This is a genomic window from Desulforhopalus sp. IMCC35007, assembly GCF_005116575.1.
Taxonomy (GTDB): domain Bacteria; phylum Desulfobacterota; class Desulfobulbia; order Desulfobulbales; family Desulfocapsaceae; genus Desulforhopalus_A.
The window spans coordinates 82,162-101,339 of the sequence record NZ_SWCN01000006.1 but is presented as its reverse complement, the minus strand read 5'-3'; the positions used below and the strand labels follow the sequence as shown (position 1 = coordinate 101,339).

Here is a 19,178-nt window from a genome sequence, read left to right as displayed (position 1 = left end):
CGAAAAACTCCCCGCACACCATAAGGATATGCGGGGAGTCTGTACAAAAACTTACGGTTACATCAAAGCTTTATTCTTTCCAGTCCGGACGAATATGCAGCTCTGTCAGCTGCTTGCGGGCAACAGATGCCGGAGCATCGGTCAATGGACAGGTTGCCTTCTGGGTTTTTGGAAAGGCGATAACGTTACGGATAGAATCACTGCCGGTGATAATCATCAGGAGACGATCAAGACCAAAGGCCAGGCCTCCATGGGGAGGTGCCCCCAGTTCCAGAGCGCGCAGGAGAAAGCCAAACTTTTCATTGGCCTCTTCTTCGCCGATTCCAAGAACGCTCAGAACCTTTGCCTGAAGACTCTTCTGGTGAATACGAATGGAACCGCCACCTATTTCAGTACCGTTGAGGACCAGATCATAGGCACGGGAATAGACCTTTGCGGGATCAGTATCGAGTTTTTCGATGTCTTCTTCTTTTGGCGCAGTAAAGGGATGATGCAGGGCCTGATAGCGCTTTTCCTTCTCATCGTATTCCATAAGAGGGAAGTCGGTGACCCAGGTAAAACGGAAATCATCTTTTTTCAACAGGTCAAGACGTTTGGCCAGCTCAACCCGCAGCTCGGAGAGAACCTGAAAAACGACCTTGTTACTATCAGCACCAAAAAAGAGCAGATCACCCTCAACAGCATCCACTTCTTTGGCAATTGCAGCTCGCTCTTCGTCGGTAAAGAATTTTGCGATGGGTGACTGCCACTCACCATCAGCCTTCATCTTGACCCAGGCAAGACCTTTTGCACCAAACTGGGTGACCCAGTCAGTCAGGCCATCGAGTTCTTTACGGGTAAAGGTCGCACACCCTTTGGCGTTAATGGCGCGAACAGATCCTCCCTGATCGGCGATGGAGCGAAAGACCTTGAAGCCACAGTTAGCTGCAATTGCGGTAAGATCGACAAGCTCCATGCCAAAACGGATATCAGGGCGGTCGGTACCAAAGCGACTCATCGATTCATCAAAGGTGATACGGGGAAAGGGTGGTGCAAGATCAACCCCCAGAGTCTCTTTAAAAAGGGTTGTAATCATGCCTTCGTTCAAGGCCATGATCTGCTCCTCACCAACAAAACTGAGCTCCATATCGATCTGAGTAAACTCAGGCTGACGGTCGGCCCGCAGATCCTCATCACGAAAACATTTAACGATCTGATAGTACTTATCCATTCCCGCAATCATGAGCAGCTGCTTGAACAACTGGGGAGATTGGGGAAGGGCGTAAAATTTACCACTGTTCACCCGGCTAGGAACCAGATAATCTCGGGCACCTTCAGGAGTTGATCGTGTCAGCATCGGAGTCTCAATATCGAGGAATCCCGCATCGTTGAGATAGTTACGCACAGTCATCACTGCCTTGTGACGCATGACCAGATTTGCCGCCATCTCCGGCCGGCGTAGATCCAGATAACGGTATTGCAACCTCAGGTTGTCGGAGACTTCCGTATCCTCATCAAGGGGGAAAGGCGGGGTTTCGCTGGAGTTGAGGATCCGCAGATCATCAATCAACACCTCAATGGCACCCGTTGCCAGTTTGGGGTTTGCCATATCACCGGGCCTGGCCTCTACTTTGCCACTCACGGCAAGAACCCATTCACTGCGAATCTGATGTGCCTTCTGATGAACCTCCGGGTTGATTTCAGGGTTGAACACCACCTGGGTGATACCATCACGATCACGAAGATCGATAAAAATGACACCACCATGATCACGCCTGCGAAGGACCCAGCCCATCAGCGTTACCTGTTCACCTATATTTTCTACTCCGAGATCATTACAAAAATGAGTCCGGACCAAATTTCCCATTGATTCCATGATGTTTGCGTATGTTGAATTTTGCTTTCTAGCTTAAGAGACGGATTTGACGCCACCCGGTAAGATTAGAAAAAAAGTAAATAACTAAATCTATGTAAATAAAACGCGTAATAATCGCTTGTATCGCACTTATTACCCCATCGCTGAAAGAATAGCTTCCGCAGATAAGTCAACATCCTGCTGCTCTGCCTCGCGGTCATGCATATCTCTCAGCACCCCTTTACCCGACGCTATCTCAGAATCACCGATAATCAGGGTATAACGGGCAGCAGCCTTATTGGCCTGTTTCATGAGTGCTTTCAGGCTTCGTCCTTCGTGGTCCATGGCAACAGAGAGCCCTTTTTTCCGCAGGCCATGGGCCAGTCCGTAACCAACCCGGACACCTTCATCACCAAGCCCGGCAATAAAAAGATCGGTTTGAGCAATCGTGACCTCCCTGTTCTGGAGTTGCAGCAAGAGCACCAGCCTTTCCATACCCATGGCAAAGCCGATGCCAGGGCTGTCTTTTGGCCCCCCAAGGGTCTCGATCAGTCCATCATATCTGCCGCCTGCAGCCACCGCAGCCTGGGAACCAAGATCTGCAGTAATAAACTCAAATGTGGTTTTGCAGTAATAATCGAGACCACGAACCATGAATTTATTGAGTTTATAGTCAACACCAAGCTGTATCAATCCATCCTGCACTTTGCCAAAGTGGTCACTGCAATCCCCGCAGAGATGCTCGAGAATTGAAGGGGCATCCTTAATCTGCTCTCTGCAGGTAGGGACCTTGCAGTCGAGCACTCTCAGTGGATTGGTTTTGCTCCGGCGCTTGCAGTCACTGCAGAGCGCGTCAAAACGCTCAGCTATATAGGCAACAAGTATTTCTCGATAACCGGGGCGACAGGCAGGGCAGCCAAGTGAATTAATTTCCAGGCTGACCTTTATCCCCAGCTCATCAAAGAGCATGGCCCCCATGGAGATGAGTTCTGAATCAACCCTGGGACTTTCAGAACCGAGTACTTCCACATCCAGTTGATGGAATTGCCGCAGACGCCCTTTTTGTGGGCGCTCATGGCGAAACATCGGACCGATAGTGAAAAGGCGCTGCACAGGTTTTTGCACATACAGACCATGCTCGATATACGCCCGCAAAAGTGATGCCGTCGCTTCAGGTCGCATGGTGACCTGTTTGTCGACAAAGGTGTACATCTCTTTTTCAACGATATCTGTGGCTTCGCCAATAGACCTTGCAAAAAGCTGAGTTTCTTCAAGAATCGGCAAACGAATCTCGTTGAAATCAAATCGTTCAAAAACTCCTCGCGCAGTGGACTCAAGATACTGCCACAGCTCGACCTCTCCGGGTATAATGTCTTTAAAGCCTTTCAGGGCCTTGATCTTCAAAACCATTCTCCAATGTAATGATAATAGGATAGAGACTATATTTAATCAAAAACTGCGAATTTAACCGTAATTTTATACTTTTGTCAAGCAACAGGCCAGACCCAACACCTGTAATCGTAAAATTATCACGCCACATCAGCAGGTTCCGTCCTGGAATGCCTTGTTTTACGCGATCTTGAACGATTTATACTTTTCTTGACAAAAGCGAGCAAGAGATGCATTATCTCAACTCTAATATTATTTTTAAAAAGGAGCAGCACCTCTATGAAGTTACCTTCACTAAACATTGCGAATCTCAAAGCAACCTTTCCACTTCTTCAGGGTGGAATGTCTATACGTGTTTCGACTTCTGCTTTGGCGATTCCAGTGGCCAATTGTGGTGGAATAGGAATAATTGGCGGCTCCGGACTCCCCCCTGAGGAGCTTCACGAAGACATAAAAAAAGCAAAAGCTGGAACCGATGGAATTATTGCCGTAAACATTATGTATGCCATGAAGGATTTCTACAATCTGGTAATGACATCCATTGATGCAGGTGTTGACATGATAGTTACCGGCGCGGGCTTTTCCCGGGACATTTTCAAGATCGGTAAAGAACACAACACCCCCATCGTCATGATAGTAAGCTCTCCAGCCCTTGCCAAAATGGCAGAAAAGCTTGGAGCAGCAGCAGTTATAGTTGAAGCTAAAGAGGCCGGCGGCCACCTTGGAACGGACAAGCCTCTTCGGGAAATTTTTCCGGCTATCCGGGACGCCATCAAAAAAATCCCCCTGATCGCAGCCGGTGGTATCACCAACGGCTTTGAGATGGCCGAAATGATGGACAAGTATGGTGCAGACGGGGTTCAGATAGCTTCAAGATTTGTGCTGAGCAAGGAGTGTGACGTATCTGACGAGTACAAACAGGCCTTTCTCGATGCCAAACAAGAAGATATCGTCCTCACCTCCTCCCCCGTAGGAATGCCTGGACGGGCCATCAACAACCCCTTTGTAAAAGGCATGAATGCCGGCGAAGATGTCAGTACCAAAAAATGCCCGCATCTCTGTCTCAAAAAATGCGACCACCATTACTGCATAAATGAACGGCTGATGATGGCTAAAAACGGCAACACCAAAGACGGCTTAATTTTTTCCGGCGAAAACACCTTCAAAATGGACAAGATCCTGTCGGTAGCAGAAATCTTTCGACGTTTCAAAGAGCAGGCGGAATCCGTATATCGCGAAGGCAAAGGCTTCAATCCGATCGCCTGATCACTCCCCACATGAATCAAGCCAAAGAAATTGACACAGCGCCGGACACGACCGACAACTCCTGCGCTGTTATTGTTATCCCTCCCCATAAGCATCCAATCTGCAACAGCATGATTGATAAAGATGCCCTCTATGTTTTGAGAAAACTTCAAGATGCTGGCTTTGCCGGCTACCTCGTTGGCGGGGGGGTACGCGACCTGTACCTTGGCAAAGAGCCCAAGGATTTTGACATCAGCACCGATGCCCACCCTGGCCAGCTGCGAAAACTTTTTCCAAACAGCAACACCATCGGCAGAAGGTTTCGCCTTGTTCAGGTTTTTTTCAAGGGCGGAAAAACGATTGAGGTCAGCACTCTCAGGTCTCTGTCTGAGTATGACCTGGATGGGCCTGAGGCAGTACTTGCTCCCAACAACACCTTCGGTACGCTCCACGAAGATGCGAGAAGACGTGATTTAACCATAAATTCGCTCTTTTACGAAATTAAAAATTGTACCATCATTGACTACGTCAATGGCAGTCAGGACCTCGCCAATTCTATCATCCGGATCGTTGGCGACCCCGACAAACGACTCACCCGAGACCCTGTTCGGATGATGCGTGCAATCCGCCACGCCGCCCGTAATGGATTTTCCATTGAAGAACAGAGCTGGAAGGCAATCTGCACCAACGCCGACAAACTCAGGCTCTGTCCTCCATCGCGGTTGCGGGATGAACTCCTCAAAGATCTCTACAGTGAGGCATCAGGTGCCTGGTTCCCGCTCGCCTTTGATTCCGGTCTTTTTCTCACCCTCTTTCCCTTCTACGGAAAAATATTAACTGCTCGCTCCGAGAATGCACGGCAACAAAGAGAACTTTTAGGCAAACTCTTTTCCGCCATTGACAATCTTAACTCTCTGAGCAAAACCAATAACATTCACAGACAAAAGGACTTCTTCCTTATAGCCCTGTTGCTCACGCCTTTCGTCGAATCGAGATATCAACTCTACACGACTCCTCGAAAAGGGGGGGCCTTGTTCCAGTACGCGAAACAGATCCGCCAGGACATCGATCAGGGAATCGGTATTCACCTTAACCTCCGTAAATCGCTAAGACAGGAAGTTGTCAATTACCTGATCAACCTGGCTCTCCTTATCCACAACAACCAGCACGGCAACTGGCCGAACTGGCTTAAAAAAAAGAGTTACTTTAAGCGTGCCAGGCTTTTTTACCACTGCTACCAGGCCGCTCTGACCAACACAGAACTTGACCTTGAAAACCTGTCACAAGGTGCTCCAAAAGACTCCATAGAACACGTCGCCACCAGGACCACGAGCCCAGGTGAGACTACTGAAGAACCTCGCCACAAACCAGCTCTGGTGAAAAATAAGAAAGGCGGTATTTTCGGCCTCAAACGTTAAACTCGCCTGCTTCCACTTCAATCACTGCTTTTTCCCGGGCGCACGTTAATTCGCCACATCGTTGTGCGGTTTTTCGCACAACCACCTTTTCCTCCCAGATTTCTGTTAAATATGCCGATTGTGCAAATTCTCGCAACACCCTACCTGGGGCTACTGTAGATTCGTTAAATGATTAAAATAATCTTGCTATAGAGCCTGCATAGTGGTACTTTTCTTGTAACTTTACATATGTGATACTGAAATTTCGCACAAGCAACACTGCACTTTGCTAATATGTGCTAACGCACCCTTTGCACAATGGTTGAAATGATCCACTCATGGCTATTCGCTCAATCTAAGGGTTGTTTTTCTTGCCCTGTTTCATTTGTCAAAGGTAAATTCCCCCAGCGCTTCAAGGTAGAGCCATCATACCAATCCACTTTTTCTCGAACATCAGCTCCCCATTACATCGTTGGGTTTTTTATTTTTTTTACTTGCGTAAGCAGGCAAGTAACAAATCCTTGGAAAGTGCGGTCCTGTGTCTCCAAAGACTCTCCGAATGGTATCTTATCAAAACCATTGAATCTACTTTCAAAGCCAACCGGCTTTATTGTTTTATGGGTATTTTTATTTTCCTTATTCGACGAGAAGCATGTCGAAAGAAATCGCGCATTGGCGCACAATTGTTGTCACACAGCAATAGGAGGTTGATATGGCAGACACAGTAAAAACTAATCTGGACCCGCAGCTTGATCGGCGCGGATTCCTCAAGGGATGCACAATTGCTGCAGCCGCTTTGGGACTGTCCGATGCAATGATCCCCAAACTGGTTGAAGCAGCTGCGACCGCAGAACGGCCACGGGTTATCTGGCTTCATTTTCAGGAATGCACTGGATGCACGGAAAGCCTATTGCGCTCATCCCATCCGGATATCGGTCGTCTCATTCTGGATATAATCTCACTTGATTACCATGAAACAGTTATGGCTGCAGCCGGCCACCAGGCAGAACAAAACCTGCATGACACAGTGGACAATCATCCATTCATCCTCGTTGTAGAAGGCGCAATACCGACAAAAGACAATGGTATTTACTGTAAAATTGCAGGTAAAACCGCAATGGACATCCTGGCCGAGGTCGCCCCTAAGGCATCTGCCATCATAGCAATCGGTACCTGTGCAACTTTTGGTGGCGTCCAGGCCGCAGCTCCAAACCCAACCGGTGCTGTCGGTGTCATGGATCTCGTCAGCGACAAGCCGATCATTAACATCCCGGGCTGTCCACCTAACCCCATTTCTTTTCTTGGAACCATCCTTCACTACCTGACCTTCAAAAGACTCCCTGCTCTTGATAGTCTCAACCGCCCCCTCTTTGCTTATGGCCGCCGCATCCATGACCATTGCGAAAGACGCGCTCACTTTGACGAAGGTCGATTTGTCGAGCAATACGGTGACGAATTCCATAAACTCGGCTACTGCCTCTATAAGGTTGGCTGCAAGGGTCCAGAAACTTTCTCAAACTGTCCGGTCGTTCGCTTCAACGATGTTGACGTCTGGCCCGTAAGCGTCGGCCATGGATGTATCGGCTGTACAGAACCTAATTTCTGGGACACCATGACTCCATTTTATGAAAGACTGCCAATGGTGAAAATCCCTGCCACAGGAATCGTCAAAAAAGCTGACAAGGTAGGCAAGACCATCCTGGCTGCAACCGCTGCAGGAATTGGTATCCATGCCGCAGTTGGCATTGGCAAAAGTCTGATCAAGGGTAAGAAAAAGGACGAAGAAGCTTAATCTCCTATATTTTTTGAGGGGTTACTTTATCATTTGCAATGTTTTACTGAGCGCAGAAACACGCATTTTCCCTGCGATCAGTAGTCTAAATTTATATGGAGGTTTCACAAATGGCTCAAAGAATTACCATTGATCCAATTACCAGGATCGAGGGTCACTTAAGAGTAGATGTTGAAGTAGATGGTGGTCTCATCACCAAGGCATGGTCTTCAGGACAGATGTATCGAGGCCTTGAGAATATACTCAAAGGACGGGACCCTCGTGATGCGTGGCTTTTTGTCCAGCGTATCTGCGGTGTTTGCACCACAGTCCACGCTCTTGCGTCTGTCCGTGCGGTTGAAAATGCCCTTGGCCTGCAGATTCCCTTGAACGCGCAGCTTGTACGTAACATGGTACAAGCAATTCATTGTCTTCAGGATCACATTGTTCATTTCTACACCCTGTCCGCTCTTGACTGGGTAGACGTTGTTTCAGCACTCGATGCCGACCCCGTGGCTACAGCTAAACTTGCAGACAGTCTTTCGGACTGGCCCGGTAACAGCCCAAAACGTTTTGCAGCGGTAAAAGACAAGGTAAAGACCCTGGTTGCAAGCGGTCAGCTCGGTCCATTTACCAATGCATACTGGGGACACTCAGCCATGAAACTACCACCTGAGGCAAATCTCATGGCGGTTTCTCATTACCTTGAAGCACTTGATTACCAGCGTAAGGCCACCCAGGCTCTTGGAATCATCGGCGGCAAAAATCCTCATGTCCAGAATCTCTCCGTCGGTGGTGTGACCACCAACCTGAATCCTGAAAATGAGACCGCAGTGACCATGGAACGTCTCTACTGGGTCAAGCAGCTCATTGAAGAGGTTCGGGATTTCGTCAAGATGGTTTACATGACAGATGTTGTGGCCGTTGGTGCACTCTATGCAGAGTGGATTCCTTACGGTGCAGGCGTTACCAACTATCTTGCCGCTCCCGACATGTTCCTCGATGCAGCTGCAACCAAGGCAGACCTCCCAGGTGGAACGGTCATGAACGGTGATCTCAGTACCATTAAGAACATCAATGTTCATGCTGATCCATACTTTAAAGAAAATGTTGAAGAGTCCATCGCCAGGGCCTGGTACGACGGTGACTGGTCCAAGCACCCTTGGGAGTCTACAACTGATCCAAAATACACCGACTTTGAAGATGAGGGACGCTACACCTGGTTGAAGGCGCCTCGCTTCCAGGGCAAGCCAATGCAGGTTGGTCCTCTGGCTCAGATGGTCGTTGGTTATGCCCAGGGCCATGCATTGACCGTTAAAAGCGTTGATGATTTCCTTGGTCGCATAAGCGCTGTTGCGGGTGTCAAGGTCGGTCCTGAAATCCTCCACGGTACCATTGGTCGCCATGCGGCCCGTGCAGTTCGTGCAGGTATGATGGCGGATCTCGCTCTCAAGCATTGGGATCTTCTGGTCAACAACATTGCCACCGGTGACTACGAGATCTTTAACCCACCTGTATTTCCCAAGGGAGAACAGCGCGGTGTTGGTGTTCACGAGGCACCTCGTGGTCTCCTGTCTCACTGGATTGTTATTCAGGACGGCAAGATCAAAAATTACCAGTGTGTTGTTCCGTCAACCTGGAATGCCGGCCCACGAGATGCAGAAGGACAACTCGGACCGTACGAAGCGTCCCTTATGGGCAATCCCGTCGCTGACGTGGAAAGACCTCTTGAGGTGTTGCGTACTGTTCACTCTTTTGACCCATGTATTGCCTGTGCCGTCCATATGCTCGACCCTGAAGGTAAGGAAGTCGTTAAAGTAAAGGCGATGTAATAACCTGTTTACAATAACAACAACTTTTCTTTCCGGTTCATACCGTAGGAGGTAACTAGAATGGCAACATTTGAAAAACAACAGTGCTGGAGCGTATTGCTCCGCTTGTTCCACTGGATGTTTGCTCTGTCTATCGTTTTTCTGGTAACGACGGGTTTTTACATCAACAATCCGTGGACAAACACCATGATCGAGGGAAGTGCAAGCTTCCCCATGGCAACCATGCGCTTCATACATTTTATTGCAGCGTACACTTTTTCCGGAGCGGTTCTGATCAGACTTTTCCTCTACTTTTTTGGCAATGCCCAGGAAAGAGTTTGGGATATCCTCCCCATCACGGGCAGAAATCTCAACAATCTGAAAATGACCCTGCTCCAGTACAGTTACATCAGCGATAAACACGATGAGCGACTCGGCCATAACATCCTGGCCGGTCTGACCTACCTGTTTACATTTTTTGTAGCTGTCACCATGATCATCAGCGGCTTTTTCATGCTCTTCCCGGAAGTACCTTTTTGGGAAGGCTGGGGGCTGGCGATCTTTGGCAGCCAGCAGTCCGCTCGCTTTTTGCATCACTTACTTATGTGGTGGTTCATGATATTTGCTGTCATCCATGTGTATCTATGCATATGGAATGATGCCAAAGCACCAGAGGGAATCATCTCCTCTATATTTACCGGTGTCAAATTTACCCATAAATCATAAGCAGGTCAGTGTCGAAATCCTCGTCCAGGGCACCGTTCAGGGCGTAGGATTTCGACCTTTTATCTACAACTTAGCCACTCGTCTCAGTATCGCCGGCAGTGTCAGCAACACAGGTGCAGGCGTTTTCATTGCAGCCCAGGGTGAGTCAAGCAGCATTGACGCCTTTGTCCAGGCTATAACGCAAGATGCGCCGCCACTTGCGACAATCGATTCGATTACAACCAGTCCCTGTCAGCTGCATGGTAAATCACCTGCAGGATCAGAATTTACTATTCTCAGCAGCAAGAACCAAAACATCGCAAATACTGCTATTCCACCAGATATAAACCTTTGCAGCGATTGTCTTTCTGAACTTTTAGATCCTACAAATCGAAGATTTCATTATCCTTTTATCAACTGCACAAATTGCGGTCCACGATATACGATAATTGAAAGCATCCCCTATGACAGACCCAAGACCTCCATGAAGGTCTTTCCCATGTGTCCTGTCTGTGAAAAAGAGTACAACGATCCGACAGACAGAAGATTCCACGCTCAGCCCAATGCCTGTCCTGTCTGCGGCCCCCAGATCAGCCTCCACGACAGCAATGGTAATCTGATCAGCGATACCAGGCCAATCACCACCGCAATTCAGGCCCTGGCTGACAATCAGGTTGTCGCCATACGCGGCCTCGGCGGTTTTTATCTCAGTGTTAATGGGTGCTCACCAACAGCAGTTGCAAAATTAAGGGAACGTAAAAGCAGACCGGATAAGCCTCTTGCCATCATGGTAAAAGACCTCAATGCCGCCAAAAAGCTCTGCCATGTCAACAATAGTGAAGCTGCACTTCTCTGCTCCTTTGAACATCCCATCGTTCTTTTACGGCGTAAACTTGAGGGCGGCCTCGCTGTTAACATTGCTCCAGGCATTGAGGAGCTGGGGGTCATGCTTCCCTATACTCCGCTCCATCATCTGTTATTTGCCGAGAGTAATTGTCCAGCAGCGCTGGTCATGACCTCGGGCAATATGAGCGGCAGCCCAATCTGCATCAGTAATGATGACGCCATACACCGTCTGGCCCCCCTTGCAGACCTCTTTCTCCTGCACAACAGGGAGATCCTAACCAGAGTTGATGATTCCGTGGTCAAAACAGTTAGTGAAAGCCAGGTCATTTTAAGGCGGGCAAGGGGCTATGCCCCGGCAAAGCTGATTGTAGAAATGGAACTCCCGCAAATTCTTGGCTGCGGCGCAGGACTCAAAAACACCTTTAGCCTGACCCGGAAAAATACCATCTTCCCCAGTCAGCACATTGGCGATCTCGATAATCTGGAAACTGCCGAATTCTATCAGGAGTCCATACATCATCTTCAAAGTCTCTATCAGATTAAACCCGAGGCGGTTGCCTGCGACCTTCATCCCGACTACCTGTCAAGCCAATACGCCAAGAGTCTAGATCTTCCTCTGTATACGGTTCAGCACCACCACGCCCACGCGGTCGCTGTCATGGCTGAACACAGACTGACAGAACCCGTACTTGCCATAGTGCTTGACGGGGTTGGCCTTGGTACAGATGGAACACTCTGGGGGGGGGAGATACTCAAAACCAGCCTCACGGACTTTGAACGGCTGGGCCACCTCAGCCATCTCCCCCTGCCCGGCGGCGATGCTGCTTCCACAGAGCCATGGAGAATGGGTCTTTCCGCCCTCTACAGCAGCTACGGAATAGATGGCATCCTTGCTCGAAATCTCCCTGCAAACCTGCAACATCTGGAACAAGAAAAGCTCAGTATCATCTCATCCATGCTGGAGAACTCTTTTAATTGCCCTCTCAGCTCAAGCTGTGGACGATTATTTGATGCTATTGCAAATCTTCTTGGTCTCCGAGACACGATGAGCTATGAAGGCCAGGCAGCTATGGAGCTGGAAGCACTCGCTAAAATTGCCAAAACCAACAACTGGCTTGACACAGCCTGGCATAACTTGCACAGGGCGAGCGACAACTCTCTTTGCTATCGCGGCGGAAAATGGGAGATAAGTTCGACAAAATTTGTTAAAATGATTGTTGATGAAATGCAGAAAAATCGTGACGTTTCTTCGATAGCACTACATTTTCATCTCATGCTCATAGAAAGCATGAGCCAACTTGCCTTGCGTCTTGCAAAAGAGACAGGAATTCGACAAGTTGTGCTTTCAGGTGGCTGTATGCAAAACAGTCTGCTGCTTGAAGGCTTTTTTTCATTACTCAAACAAAACGACCTAGAAGTGTATACGGGAAATGCCCTGCCCATCAATGATGGCTCCATCTCCATAGGTCAGGCAATAATAGGAGGTCTGCGCCATGTGTCTTGCAATTCCAATGAGAGTAACCGCCATTCATGGTGATCCCGATGACTTTACCAGCAACCAGGTCGCCACAGTTGATGCAGATGGTATCAGCCGTGACGTTCGACTTGATATCGTTGATTACTGGCCGGCTGTAGGAGATTATGTCATTATTCATGCAGGCTTTGCAATCCACTCTCTTGTTGAGGAAGAGGCTCTGAAAAACATTTCTCTTCTTCGGGAACTTGCCGAAAACATGCCAGAAGAGCTGCTCTCTTAATCGCGGGAAAAAGGCTGGAATCAAATGTTACGTATTGCGCCATTTAAACAACTCAGATGAAATGTCAAATATTCTCCCCAATCCCCTTTGTTGTACTAAGGTTCATTATTTTACAATAAGGTATTAACAGTTAAGGCAACCAATGAAACATCTGGACGAATACCGGGACAGCAGTCTGGCTCTGCCACTGGTGGAAGAGCTCAAAAAAGCTGTGACGAAACCGCTCACCGTCATGGAAGTTTGCGGCTCTCACACCATGGCGATATTTCGAAACGGCCTGCGATCCATTCTCCCTGATGGGATGAAACTCGTTTCGGGTCCAGGTTGTCCTGTCTGTGTCACTTCCGCATCACACATGGACGCCTTTATTGCCATGGCGGATATACCGGGGGTCCATGTGACCATCTTCGGTGACCTTTTCAGAGTGCCCGGCAGCAATGGCTCCCTGGCCGAAGCCAGCTCACGTGGGGCAAAGGTGGATATTGTCTACTCGCCCATGGATGCACTGGAGATCGCTAAGAATAATCCACAGGAGCTGATCGTATTTCTGGGGGTAGGCTTTGAAACAACAACCCCAGGGATAGCCGCCACCATCCTTGCAGCCAAAAATCAGAAGGTTGATAATTTCTGTGTGTTCTCCACCCAGAAAACCATGCCTGCACCCATGGCAGCACTCCTTGATGACCCGAGCCTAAAAATTGATGGGTTGCTCTGTCCAGGACATGTGTCCACAATCATAGGGGCAAAGGCCTGGGAGCCCATGGCCAGAAAGTATAACCTTGCCTGCGTTGTTGGTGGCTTTGAGACGGCGGATCTTTTAAAAGCACTCGTCCTCCTCGCAAGACAGGTGGGTCGTGGAGATATCAAGGTGGAAAATGTCTACCCCAGGGCCGTTTCCCGGGAGCCCAATGCCCGGGCCGCAAGAATGGTGGATGAGATTTTTGAGCCAGCCGATATGGACTGGCGCGGCCTTGGTCCCATCCCCCAAAGTGGTCTGAAAATACGGGAGACCTACAGGGATTTTGATGCTGAAGTGCGCCTTGACATTACCCTGCCTGATTCTAAAGAACCAAAGGGGTGCCTCTGTGGAGAGATCTTGAAAGGTAAAAAAATCCCCAATGAATGCCCCCTCTTTGATAAACGCTGTACCCCTGCGACCCCCATCGGACCGTGCATGGTCTCAAGTGAAGGTACCTGTGCAGCATATCATAAATACGGACGGGATATCTAACAGTCGCTCTCTAGCCATTAATAATACAGACAAAATCAACCCCGGCAAACCGGAAATCAAACCGGAATAAGTGCCTTCACGAAATCCATTCACAAAAAAGAGATAAGCGCAGACTTCGAATGAATTTCTAAGGTACTCAATAAATAAAGCTTACCAAACCAGAGGTTTTCCAGCACATGTCCGAAAAAATGATATTACTTGATCACGGCAGCGGAGGTCTTGCAAGCCAGGAACTGATCAGTGAAGTGTTTATCAAGCACCTCGACAACCCGATACTCAACAGTCTCGAAGACAGTGCCATACTCGAAAACCCTGGTGGAAGACTTGCATTTACCACAGACAGTTATGTGGTTGACCCTATATTTTTCCCCGGTGGAGACATCGGCAAGCTTGCCGTCCACGGTACCATCAACGATCTTGCCATGCGGGGCGCCAGGCCCCACGCCCTCAGTCTTGGGCTGATCCTTGAAGAAGGGCTGCTCTTTGACGAGCTTGAAAGAGTCATTATATCAATAGCTGAGGCCTGCCGGGAGGCAGGTGTTTACGTTGTTACCGGAGACACCAAAGTTGTCCCCAAAGGTAAAGGTGACAAAATCTTCATTAACACTTCGGGCATAGGCTTTGTCGAAGAAGGGGTTGATATTTCCTCAAAATACGCCAAAGAAGGGGACGTTGTTATTCTTTCAGGTACCATGGGTGACCATGGGATCACCATCATGACACGAAGAGCTGGTATTGCCCTCCAAGGGGATCTCAAAAGTGACACCATGCCTCTGCACAGAATGGTAGCCGCTCTGCTGAAAGGGCTTCCAGGAGACATCCATACCCTCCGTGATCCTACAAGGGGAGGGGTTGCCTCCACCTTAAACGAAATTGCAGAAAATAGTGGCCTTTCTATCGAAATCGACAATGAAGCACTCCCTGTTCGGCCTCAGGTCAATGCTGCCTGCGAATTACTGGGGCTGGAACCCCTGTATCTTGCCAACGAAGGTAAATGTCTTGTTATCGTCAGCGGCAACAAGGCCGACGAAGCCCTGCGTATAATGCATGGGACACCCGAAGGCAAAGAAGCGGTCGTCATAGGAAAACTTGTGGCAGGCAAAGCAGGCAGGGTCGTGATCAGGACCCCGGTTGGAGGCGCCAGGGTTGTTACTCCCCTGCATGGAATGCCACTGCCACGAATATGTTAACAGACAGCGTAAGGGATACTATGACTGCAGAAAAAAAGATCGGCATCGCCGGCATCGGTAACTACATCCTGGCCGACGAGGGTTTTGGAGTACATGTTGTTCATTACCTCCAGGAGCACTACGATTTTCCAGACAATGTCGACATTCAGGATGTGGGTACCGCTGGAATATTCATGGGCCCATTTCTCGAAAACTGCGATCTTATATTTGTCATCGATGTTGTCGATATCGAAGGTGAGCCCGGTTCCTTCCACTTCTTTGAACTCGATGATGTGAAAGCCGGTAATTTCCAGCTGCGCATGTCTCCCCATCAACTTGGACTGCTTGAGATACTTGAGGTTTCAAAGCTCCGGGGGGCAACGCCCGGTGACATTGAGTTCTACACGGTGATCCCAAAAGTGCTCGAAGAGGGAATTGAACTGTCAGATGTCGTCGGCCACCGTAAGGTTGAGGTTGCTGAAATGATACTTGGCCGTCTCACTGAACTTGGCGTGGAATATACACAAAAGAACTAGCCAGATAGAATACAGGACCTCAGAATGCACGAAATATCACTGGTAGAAGGGCTCTTTCAACAACTGAGAGATCTCGCTGCCGAAAACAATACAACCAGGATCACAACCGTTACCATGGAGATAGGCCCCTTATGTGGCGTTGTCCTGGATTCATTTCAGTTTGGCTTTGATATTCTCTCCGCAGACGATGAGATGTTACGCGGCAGCAAACTCATCGTAAAGATTCCCGAGGTACAATACAGATGTTCTGACTGCGGACACGTCGAAACGGTTGCCGGACCAAAACCCGATGGATGCCCGAAATGTGGAGATCTGCTTCTCATCCCAAGCGGAGGCGAAGACCTGATGCTCCTCCAGGTTGAAATGGAATAGTAAAAAATAGAAATTGTCTTAAGATAAGGTTGAACGAATAATACCAGGAACCTGTCTCTTCTTACATATATACCAATGAGGAATTACAATGTGTGATACATGCGGCTGCCCAAGCCCTTCTGACCATTCTCATGATCATAACCACGATCATTCCCACGGCCACAGCCAGACCAAAACCGTAGACGTACACGCCAGCCTGTTTGCGGCAAACGATGCCCTGGCCAGAGCCAACAGAGAACATTTTGACGAAATTGGAGCTGTTGCCCTTAACCTTATCAGCAGCCCCGGTTCGGGCAAAACAACCCTGCTCGAACACACCATTGAGGCACTCAAGGGCGAAATTAATATTGGTGTGATTGAAGGCGATATAGAAACTGAGCGAGATGCAGACAGGATTCGGGCAAAAGGTGTGCCGGTTGTCCAACTGACCACCGGCGGTGCCTGTCATCTCGACGCGGCCATGACCCACAAGGGCTTTCACCGTCTGCAAAAAGAGCCCGGAGGAGACAAGATTGACCTGCTCTTTATTGAAAACGTCGGCAACCTGGTCTGCCCATCGACCTTTGACCTTGGCGAGCACGAGCGGGTGGTTTTTGTTTCTGTCCCCGAAGGACCAGATAAGCCATCAAAATACCCAAAGGCCTTTACCAGTTCCCAAACCTTTGTAATCACCAAAACTGACCTGCTCCCCTATTTTGATTTTCCTGTTGAAGAGGCCAGGGGTGATGCGCTGCGGCTCAACCCAAATCTTCGAACCATGGAGCTTGCATCCCCAACAGGTGAAGGTATGGAAAAGTGGCTCGATTACCTGCGAGAACTGGTTGCTGCTATGAAGGCAAGGAAAAACCTGTAACGCAATTGACTGCATGAATGACAAAAGCCCGGCGATTTAAAAAAAATCGTCGGGCTTTTGTTTTTTGAAGTATGAAAAACTTGCCGTGAGGTTTACTTCTTTTCTGCCTGGGCCTGCACTGCGGTCATGGCAACAGTGTTGACGATATCTGTAACCAGACAACCTCGGCTCAGGTCATTCACAGGCTTTCTGAGTCCCTGGAGGATTGGACCAACCGCTATAGCCCCTGCAGACCTCTGAACCGCCTTATAGGTATTATTTCCGGTGTTGAGATCAGGGAAGACAAAAACGGTCGCTCTACCTGCAACCTTGCTGTTTGGCATTTTCGTCCGGGCAACACCTGGATCTACGGCAGCATCATATTGAATCGGACCCTCAATCTCCAGGCCTGGGTAAAAAGTCTTTGCCCTTTCTTTGGCAATCTCCGTTGCGGCTCGAACCTTTTCAACCTGCTGACCTTTCCCGGATGTTCCGGAAGAATATGAAAGCATGGCGACAAGAGGATTAATGCCAAAGAGTGCCGCTGTCTGTGCTGAGCTGATAGCAATCTCAGCCAGCTGTTCTGCAGTAGGGTCGGGGTTCACTGCACAATCACCGTAGGCAAGAACCCGGTCATTGAGACACATGAGGAAAACGGAGGAAACAATCGAACATCCCGGCTTGGTTTTAATGAATTGAAAGGCGGGGCGAATGGTGTCAGCGGTCGTATGTACAGCACCGGAAACCATTCCATCAGCATGGCCTTTGTAGATCATCATGGTACCGAAGAAGTTCAGATCAGCCATGATATCTGTCGCGACATCCTTCGTTACCCCCTTGGACTTACGAAGTTCATAATAGGTATCAACATAATCAACAAAATTTGTGGCATACTTCGGATCAATAACCGTTGCACTTTCAAGGTGCAGACCAAGGCTTTTGACCCTCTCACTGATCCTATCTTCACTGCCAAGGAGGGTCAGATCAACAACCCCGCGGCGAAGAAGGATTTCAGCAGCTTTCAGCACCCGGTCATCTTCCCCTTCAGGAAGCACGATATGCTGCTTATTACTCTGTGCCCGCTGGATCAGCTTGGACTCAAACATCTTTGGCGTAACGATGGTGGTCTTCGTCTTAACAATTTTTTCGCTGAGCTTTTCCATGTCTACATGACGTTCAAACACTGCCAGAGCCTGAATAATTTTTCTGGTGTTGTCAGGGGTAATGGCGGCATGAATGTTTTCGACCCGAATCGCTGCCTGAAAAGTGTTCTCACTCACTGCAATGATCGGAATAGTGTTCTGAAATCCCTCAATCACCCTTTGAATCGGCTCTTCGGGGACAAGGCCACCGGTAAGCATGATACCGGAAATATTGGGCATGGTCGCCGATTCCACAGCGGCAAGACAGGCAAGTATGACGTCTGATCGATCGCCCGGGGTAATAACAAGAGCACCATACTCAATTCGGGCGAGCAGATTGCGCAGCTGCATGGCAGCAATGGTAAATCCTCGAACATGACGGGTCAGGTTCTCTTCACCGTAGAGAATTTCTGCATTGAGCAGTCGTGCAACTTCCCCAACAGAAGGGTTCCCCAGGTTTTCGTCATTGGGAATAACATAAAAAAGCTGTTCTCCCTGGCCGATTTTTTCCTCAGCCAGCTTTTGCTGAACAGTCTCAACCACCAGGGGATCAACACGATTGACGATGGTCCCAACGACGTCACAACTCCGTTCCTGAAGGGATTCATAGTATACCTTAATTGACCGAACCAACTCATCGATGGACTTCCTGCGGCCACCGGCAACCAGCATAACCGGACATCCCAGGTTATTGCTGATATCAACGTTTATATCAAAATCAAAGGAAGCACTCGATCCTTCAAGCTCAATTCCCTCACAGAGGACAAAATCAGCTTTGGCCGCAAGGCTATTGAATTTTGCAAGAATGCCTTCATGAAGTTCTTCTGTTCTTCCCAGAGAAATCAGGTGATTTGCCTCATTTACCGTGTAGGCATACATTTCATCATAATCATAACACAGATGAAATTGGTGCTTGATGAGACTAATGGTATTATCCATTACCAAATGCTTGTCATCCATATCAACCAGAGGCCTGAAAAACGCCACCTTCTTAATATTTCTGGTCAATAATTCCATTAAGCCCAGGATAACAGCCGATTTACCAGTACGGGTCTCGGTTCCCGCAACATACAATTTATTCGCCATGACCTTCTCTTAAAATAACTTCAACATAGATGGAAGGATTATCCTCCCACTGAAC

At 48.7% G+C, this 19,178-nt stretch carries 15 protein-coding genes; 12 read left to right on the top strand and 3 right to left on the bottom strand.

What is annotated here, in order from left to right; genetic code table 11:
* Positions 1–70: 70 nt before the first annotated feature.
* Positions 71–1,855 (bottom strand): aspartate--tRNA ligase, encoded by a 1,785-nt coding sequence (gene aspS / locus FCL48_RS08200; RefSeq protein WP_136871781.1) that lies wholly within the window; start codon positions 1,853–1,855, stop codon positions 71–73.
* Between the two features lie 132 nt (positions 1,856–1,987).
* A complete protein-coding gene (hisS, locus tag FCL48_RS08195; protein ID WP_136871780.1) occupies positions 1,988–3,238 on the bottom strand; it encodes a histidine--tRNA ligase in 1,251 nt (416 codons plus the stop codon).
* Positions 3,239–3,502: 264 nt separating this feature from the next.
* Between hisS and FCL48_RS08190 the strand changes: the two genes are divergently transcribed.
* The 12 genes from FCL48_RS08190 to hypB all read left to right on the top strand — a co-directional run bounded on the left by FCL48_RS08190 (position 3,503) and on the right by hypB (position 16,916).
* Positions 3,503–4,489: a nitronate monooxygenase family protein gene (locus tag FCL48_RS08190; protein WP_136871779.1), complete on the top strand. Its 987-nt coding sequence runs from the start codon at positions 3,503–3,505 to the stop codon at positions 4,487–4,489.
* Positions 4,490–4,500: 11 nt separating this feature from the next.
* Positions 4,501–5,886, top strand: a complete 1,386-nt coding sequence (locus FCL48_RS08185; RefSeq protein ID WP_136871778.1) for a polya polymerase — start codon at positions 4,501–4,503, stop codon at positions 5,884–5,886.
* Positions 5,887–6,577: 691 nt separating this feature from the next.
* A complete protein-coding gene (locus tag FCL48_RS08180) occupies positions 6,578–7,657 on the top strand; it encodes a hydrogenase small subunit (protein WP_136871777.1) in 1,080 nt (359 codons plus the stop codon).
* A 110-nt stretch (positions 7,658–7,767) separates the two neighbouring features.
* Positions 7,768–9,468: a nickel-dependent hydrogenase large subunit gene (locus tag FCL48_RS08175; protein ID WP_136871776.1), complete on the top strand. Its 1,701-nt coding sequence runs from the start codon at positions 7,768–7,770 to the stop codon at positions 9,466–9,468.
* Positions 9,469–9,528: 60 nt separating this feature from the next.
* A complete protein-coding gene (gene cybH, locus FCL48_RS08170; RefSeq protein WP_136871775.1) occupies positions 9,529–10,173 on the top strand; it encodes a Ni/Fe-hydrogenase, b-type cytochrome subunit in 645 nt (214 codons plus the stop codon).
* Positions 10,148–12,535: a carbamoyltransferase HypF gene (gene hypF / locus FCL48_RS08165; RefSeq protein WP_169309136.1), complete on the top strand. Its 2,388-nt coding sequence runs from the start codon at positions 10,148–10,150 to the stop codon at positions 12,533–12,535. The genes cybH and hypF overlap by 26 nt, the downstream gene beginning before the upstream one ends.
* Entirely contained in the window at positions 12,492–12,755 is a 264-nt protein-coding gene (locus FCL48_RS08160; protein ID WP_136871773.1) for a HypC/HybG/HupF family hydrogenase formation chaperone, read from the top strand. The genes hypF and FCL48_RS08160 overlap by 44 nt, the downstream gene beginning before the upstream one ends.
* A 142-nt stretch (positions 12,756–12,897) precedes the next feature.
* Positions 12,898–13,986: a hydrogenase formation protein HypD gene (hypD, locus tag FCL48_RS08155; protein ID WP_136871772.1), complete on the top strand. Its 1,089-nt coding sequence runs from the start codon at positions 12,898–12,900 to the stop codon at positions 13,984–13,986.
* Between the two features lie 176 nt (positions 13,987–14,162).
* Positions 14,163–15,176: a hydrogenase expression/formation protein HypE gene (gene hypE / locus FCL48_RS08150; protein ID WP_136871771.1), complete on the top strand. Its 1,014-nt coding sequence runs from the start codon at positions 14,163–14,165 to the stop codon at positions 15,174–15,176.
* A 20-nt stretch (positions 15,177–15,196) separates the two neighbouring features.
* Positions 15,197–15,691 (top strand): HyaD/HybD family hydrogenase maturation endopeptidase, encoded by a 495-nt coding sequence (locus FCL48_RS08145; protein ID WP_136871770.1) that lies wholly within the window; start codon positions 15,197–15,199, stop codon positions 15,689–15,691.
* A gap of 24 nt (positions 15,692–15,715) precedes the next feature.
* Positions 15,716–16,063, top strand: a complete 348-nt coding sequence (locus tag FCL48_RS08140) for a hydrogenase maturation nickel metallochaperone HypA (protein WP_136871769.1) — start codon at positions 15,716–15,718, stop codon at positions 16,061–16,063.
* Positions 16,064–16,151: 88 nt separating this feature from the next.
* Complete coding sequence (hypB, locus tag FCL48_RS08135; RefSeq protein ID WP_136871768.1) at positions 16,152–16,916, top strand: hydrogenase nickel incorporation protein HypB; 765 nt, start codon at positions 16,152–16,154, stop codon at positions 16,914–16,916.
* A 92-nt stretch (positions 16,917–17,008) separates the two neighbouring features.
* Here the strand turns inward: hypB and pta are convergent, their stop codons facing one another.
* Positions 17,009–19,123 carry a phosphate acetyltransferase gene (gene pta / locus FCL48_RS08130; RefSeq protein WP_136871767.1) on the bottom strand — a complete coding sequence of 705 codons (2,115 nt, stop codon included), beginning with the start codon at positions 19,121–19,123 and terminating at the stop codon, positions 17,009–17,011.
* Positions 19,124–19,178: the final 55 nt, after the last annotated feature.

What these genes read in the sequence shown, in the direction of transcription:
- aspS (WP_136871781.1), bottom strand. Translation starts at nt 1,855, where the DNA reads ATGGAATCAATGGGAAATTTGGTCCGGACTCATTTTTGTAATGATCTC.
- FCL48_RS08175 (WP_136871776.1), top strand. Translation starts at nt 7,768, where the DNA reads ATGGCTCAAAGAATTACCATTGATCCAATTACCAGGATCGAGGGTCAC.
- FCL48_RS08185 (WP_136871778.1), top strand. Translation starts at nt 4,501, where the DNA reads ATGAATCAAGCCAAAGAAATTGACACAGCGCCGGACACGACCGACAAC.
- hypD (WP_136871772.1), top strand. Translation starts at nt 12,898, where the DNA reads ATGAAACATCTGGACGAATACCGGGACAGCAGTCTGGCTCTGCCACTG.
- FCL48_RS08190 (WP_136871779.1), top strand. Translation starts at nt 3,503, where the DNA reads ATGAAGTTACCTTCACTAAACATTGCGAATCTCAAAGCAACCTTTCCA.
- hypE (WP_136871771.1), top strand. Translation starts at nt 14,163, where the DNA reads ATGTCCGAAAAAATGATATTACTTGATCACGGCAGCGGAGGTCTTGCA.
- cybH (WP_136871775.1), top strand. Translation starts at nt 9,529, where the DNA reads ATGGCAACATTTGAAAAACAACAGTGCTGGAGCGTATTGCTCCGCTTG.
- FCL48_RS08140 (WP_136871769.1), top strand. Translation starts at nt 15,716, where the DNA reads ATGCACGAAATATCACTGGTAGAAGGGCTCTTTCAACAACTGAGAGAT.
- hypB (WP_136871768.1), top strand. Translation starts at nt 16,152, where the DNA reads ATGTGTGATACATGCGGCTGCCCAAGCCCTTCTGACCATTCTCATGAT.
- pta (WP_136871767.1), bottom strand. Translation starts at nt 19,123, where the DNA reads ATGGCGAATAAATTGTATGTTGCGGGAACCGAGACCCGTACTGGTAAA.
- FCL48_RS08180 (WP_136871777.1), top strand. Translation starts at nt 6,578, where the DNA reads ATGGCAGACACAGTAAAAACTAATCTGGACCCGCAGCTTGATCGGCGC.
- FCL48_RS08160 (WP_136871773.1), top strand. Translation starts at nt 12,492, where the DNA reads ATGTGTCTTGCAATTCCAATGAGAGTAACCGCCATTCATGGTGATCCC.
- FCL48_RS08145 (WP_136871770.1), top strand. Translation starts at nt 15,197, where the DNA reads ATGACTGCAGAAAAAAAGATCGGCATCGCCGGCATCGGTAACTACATC.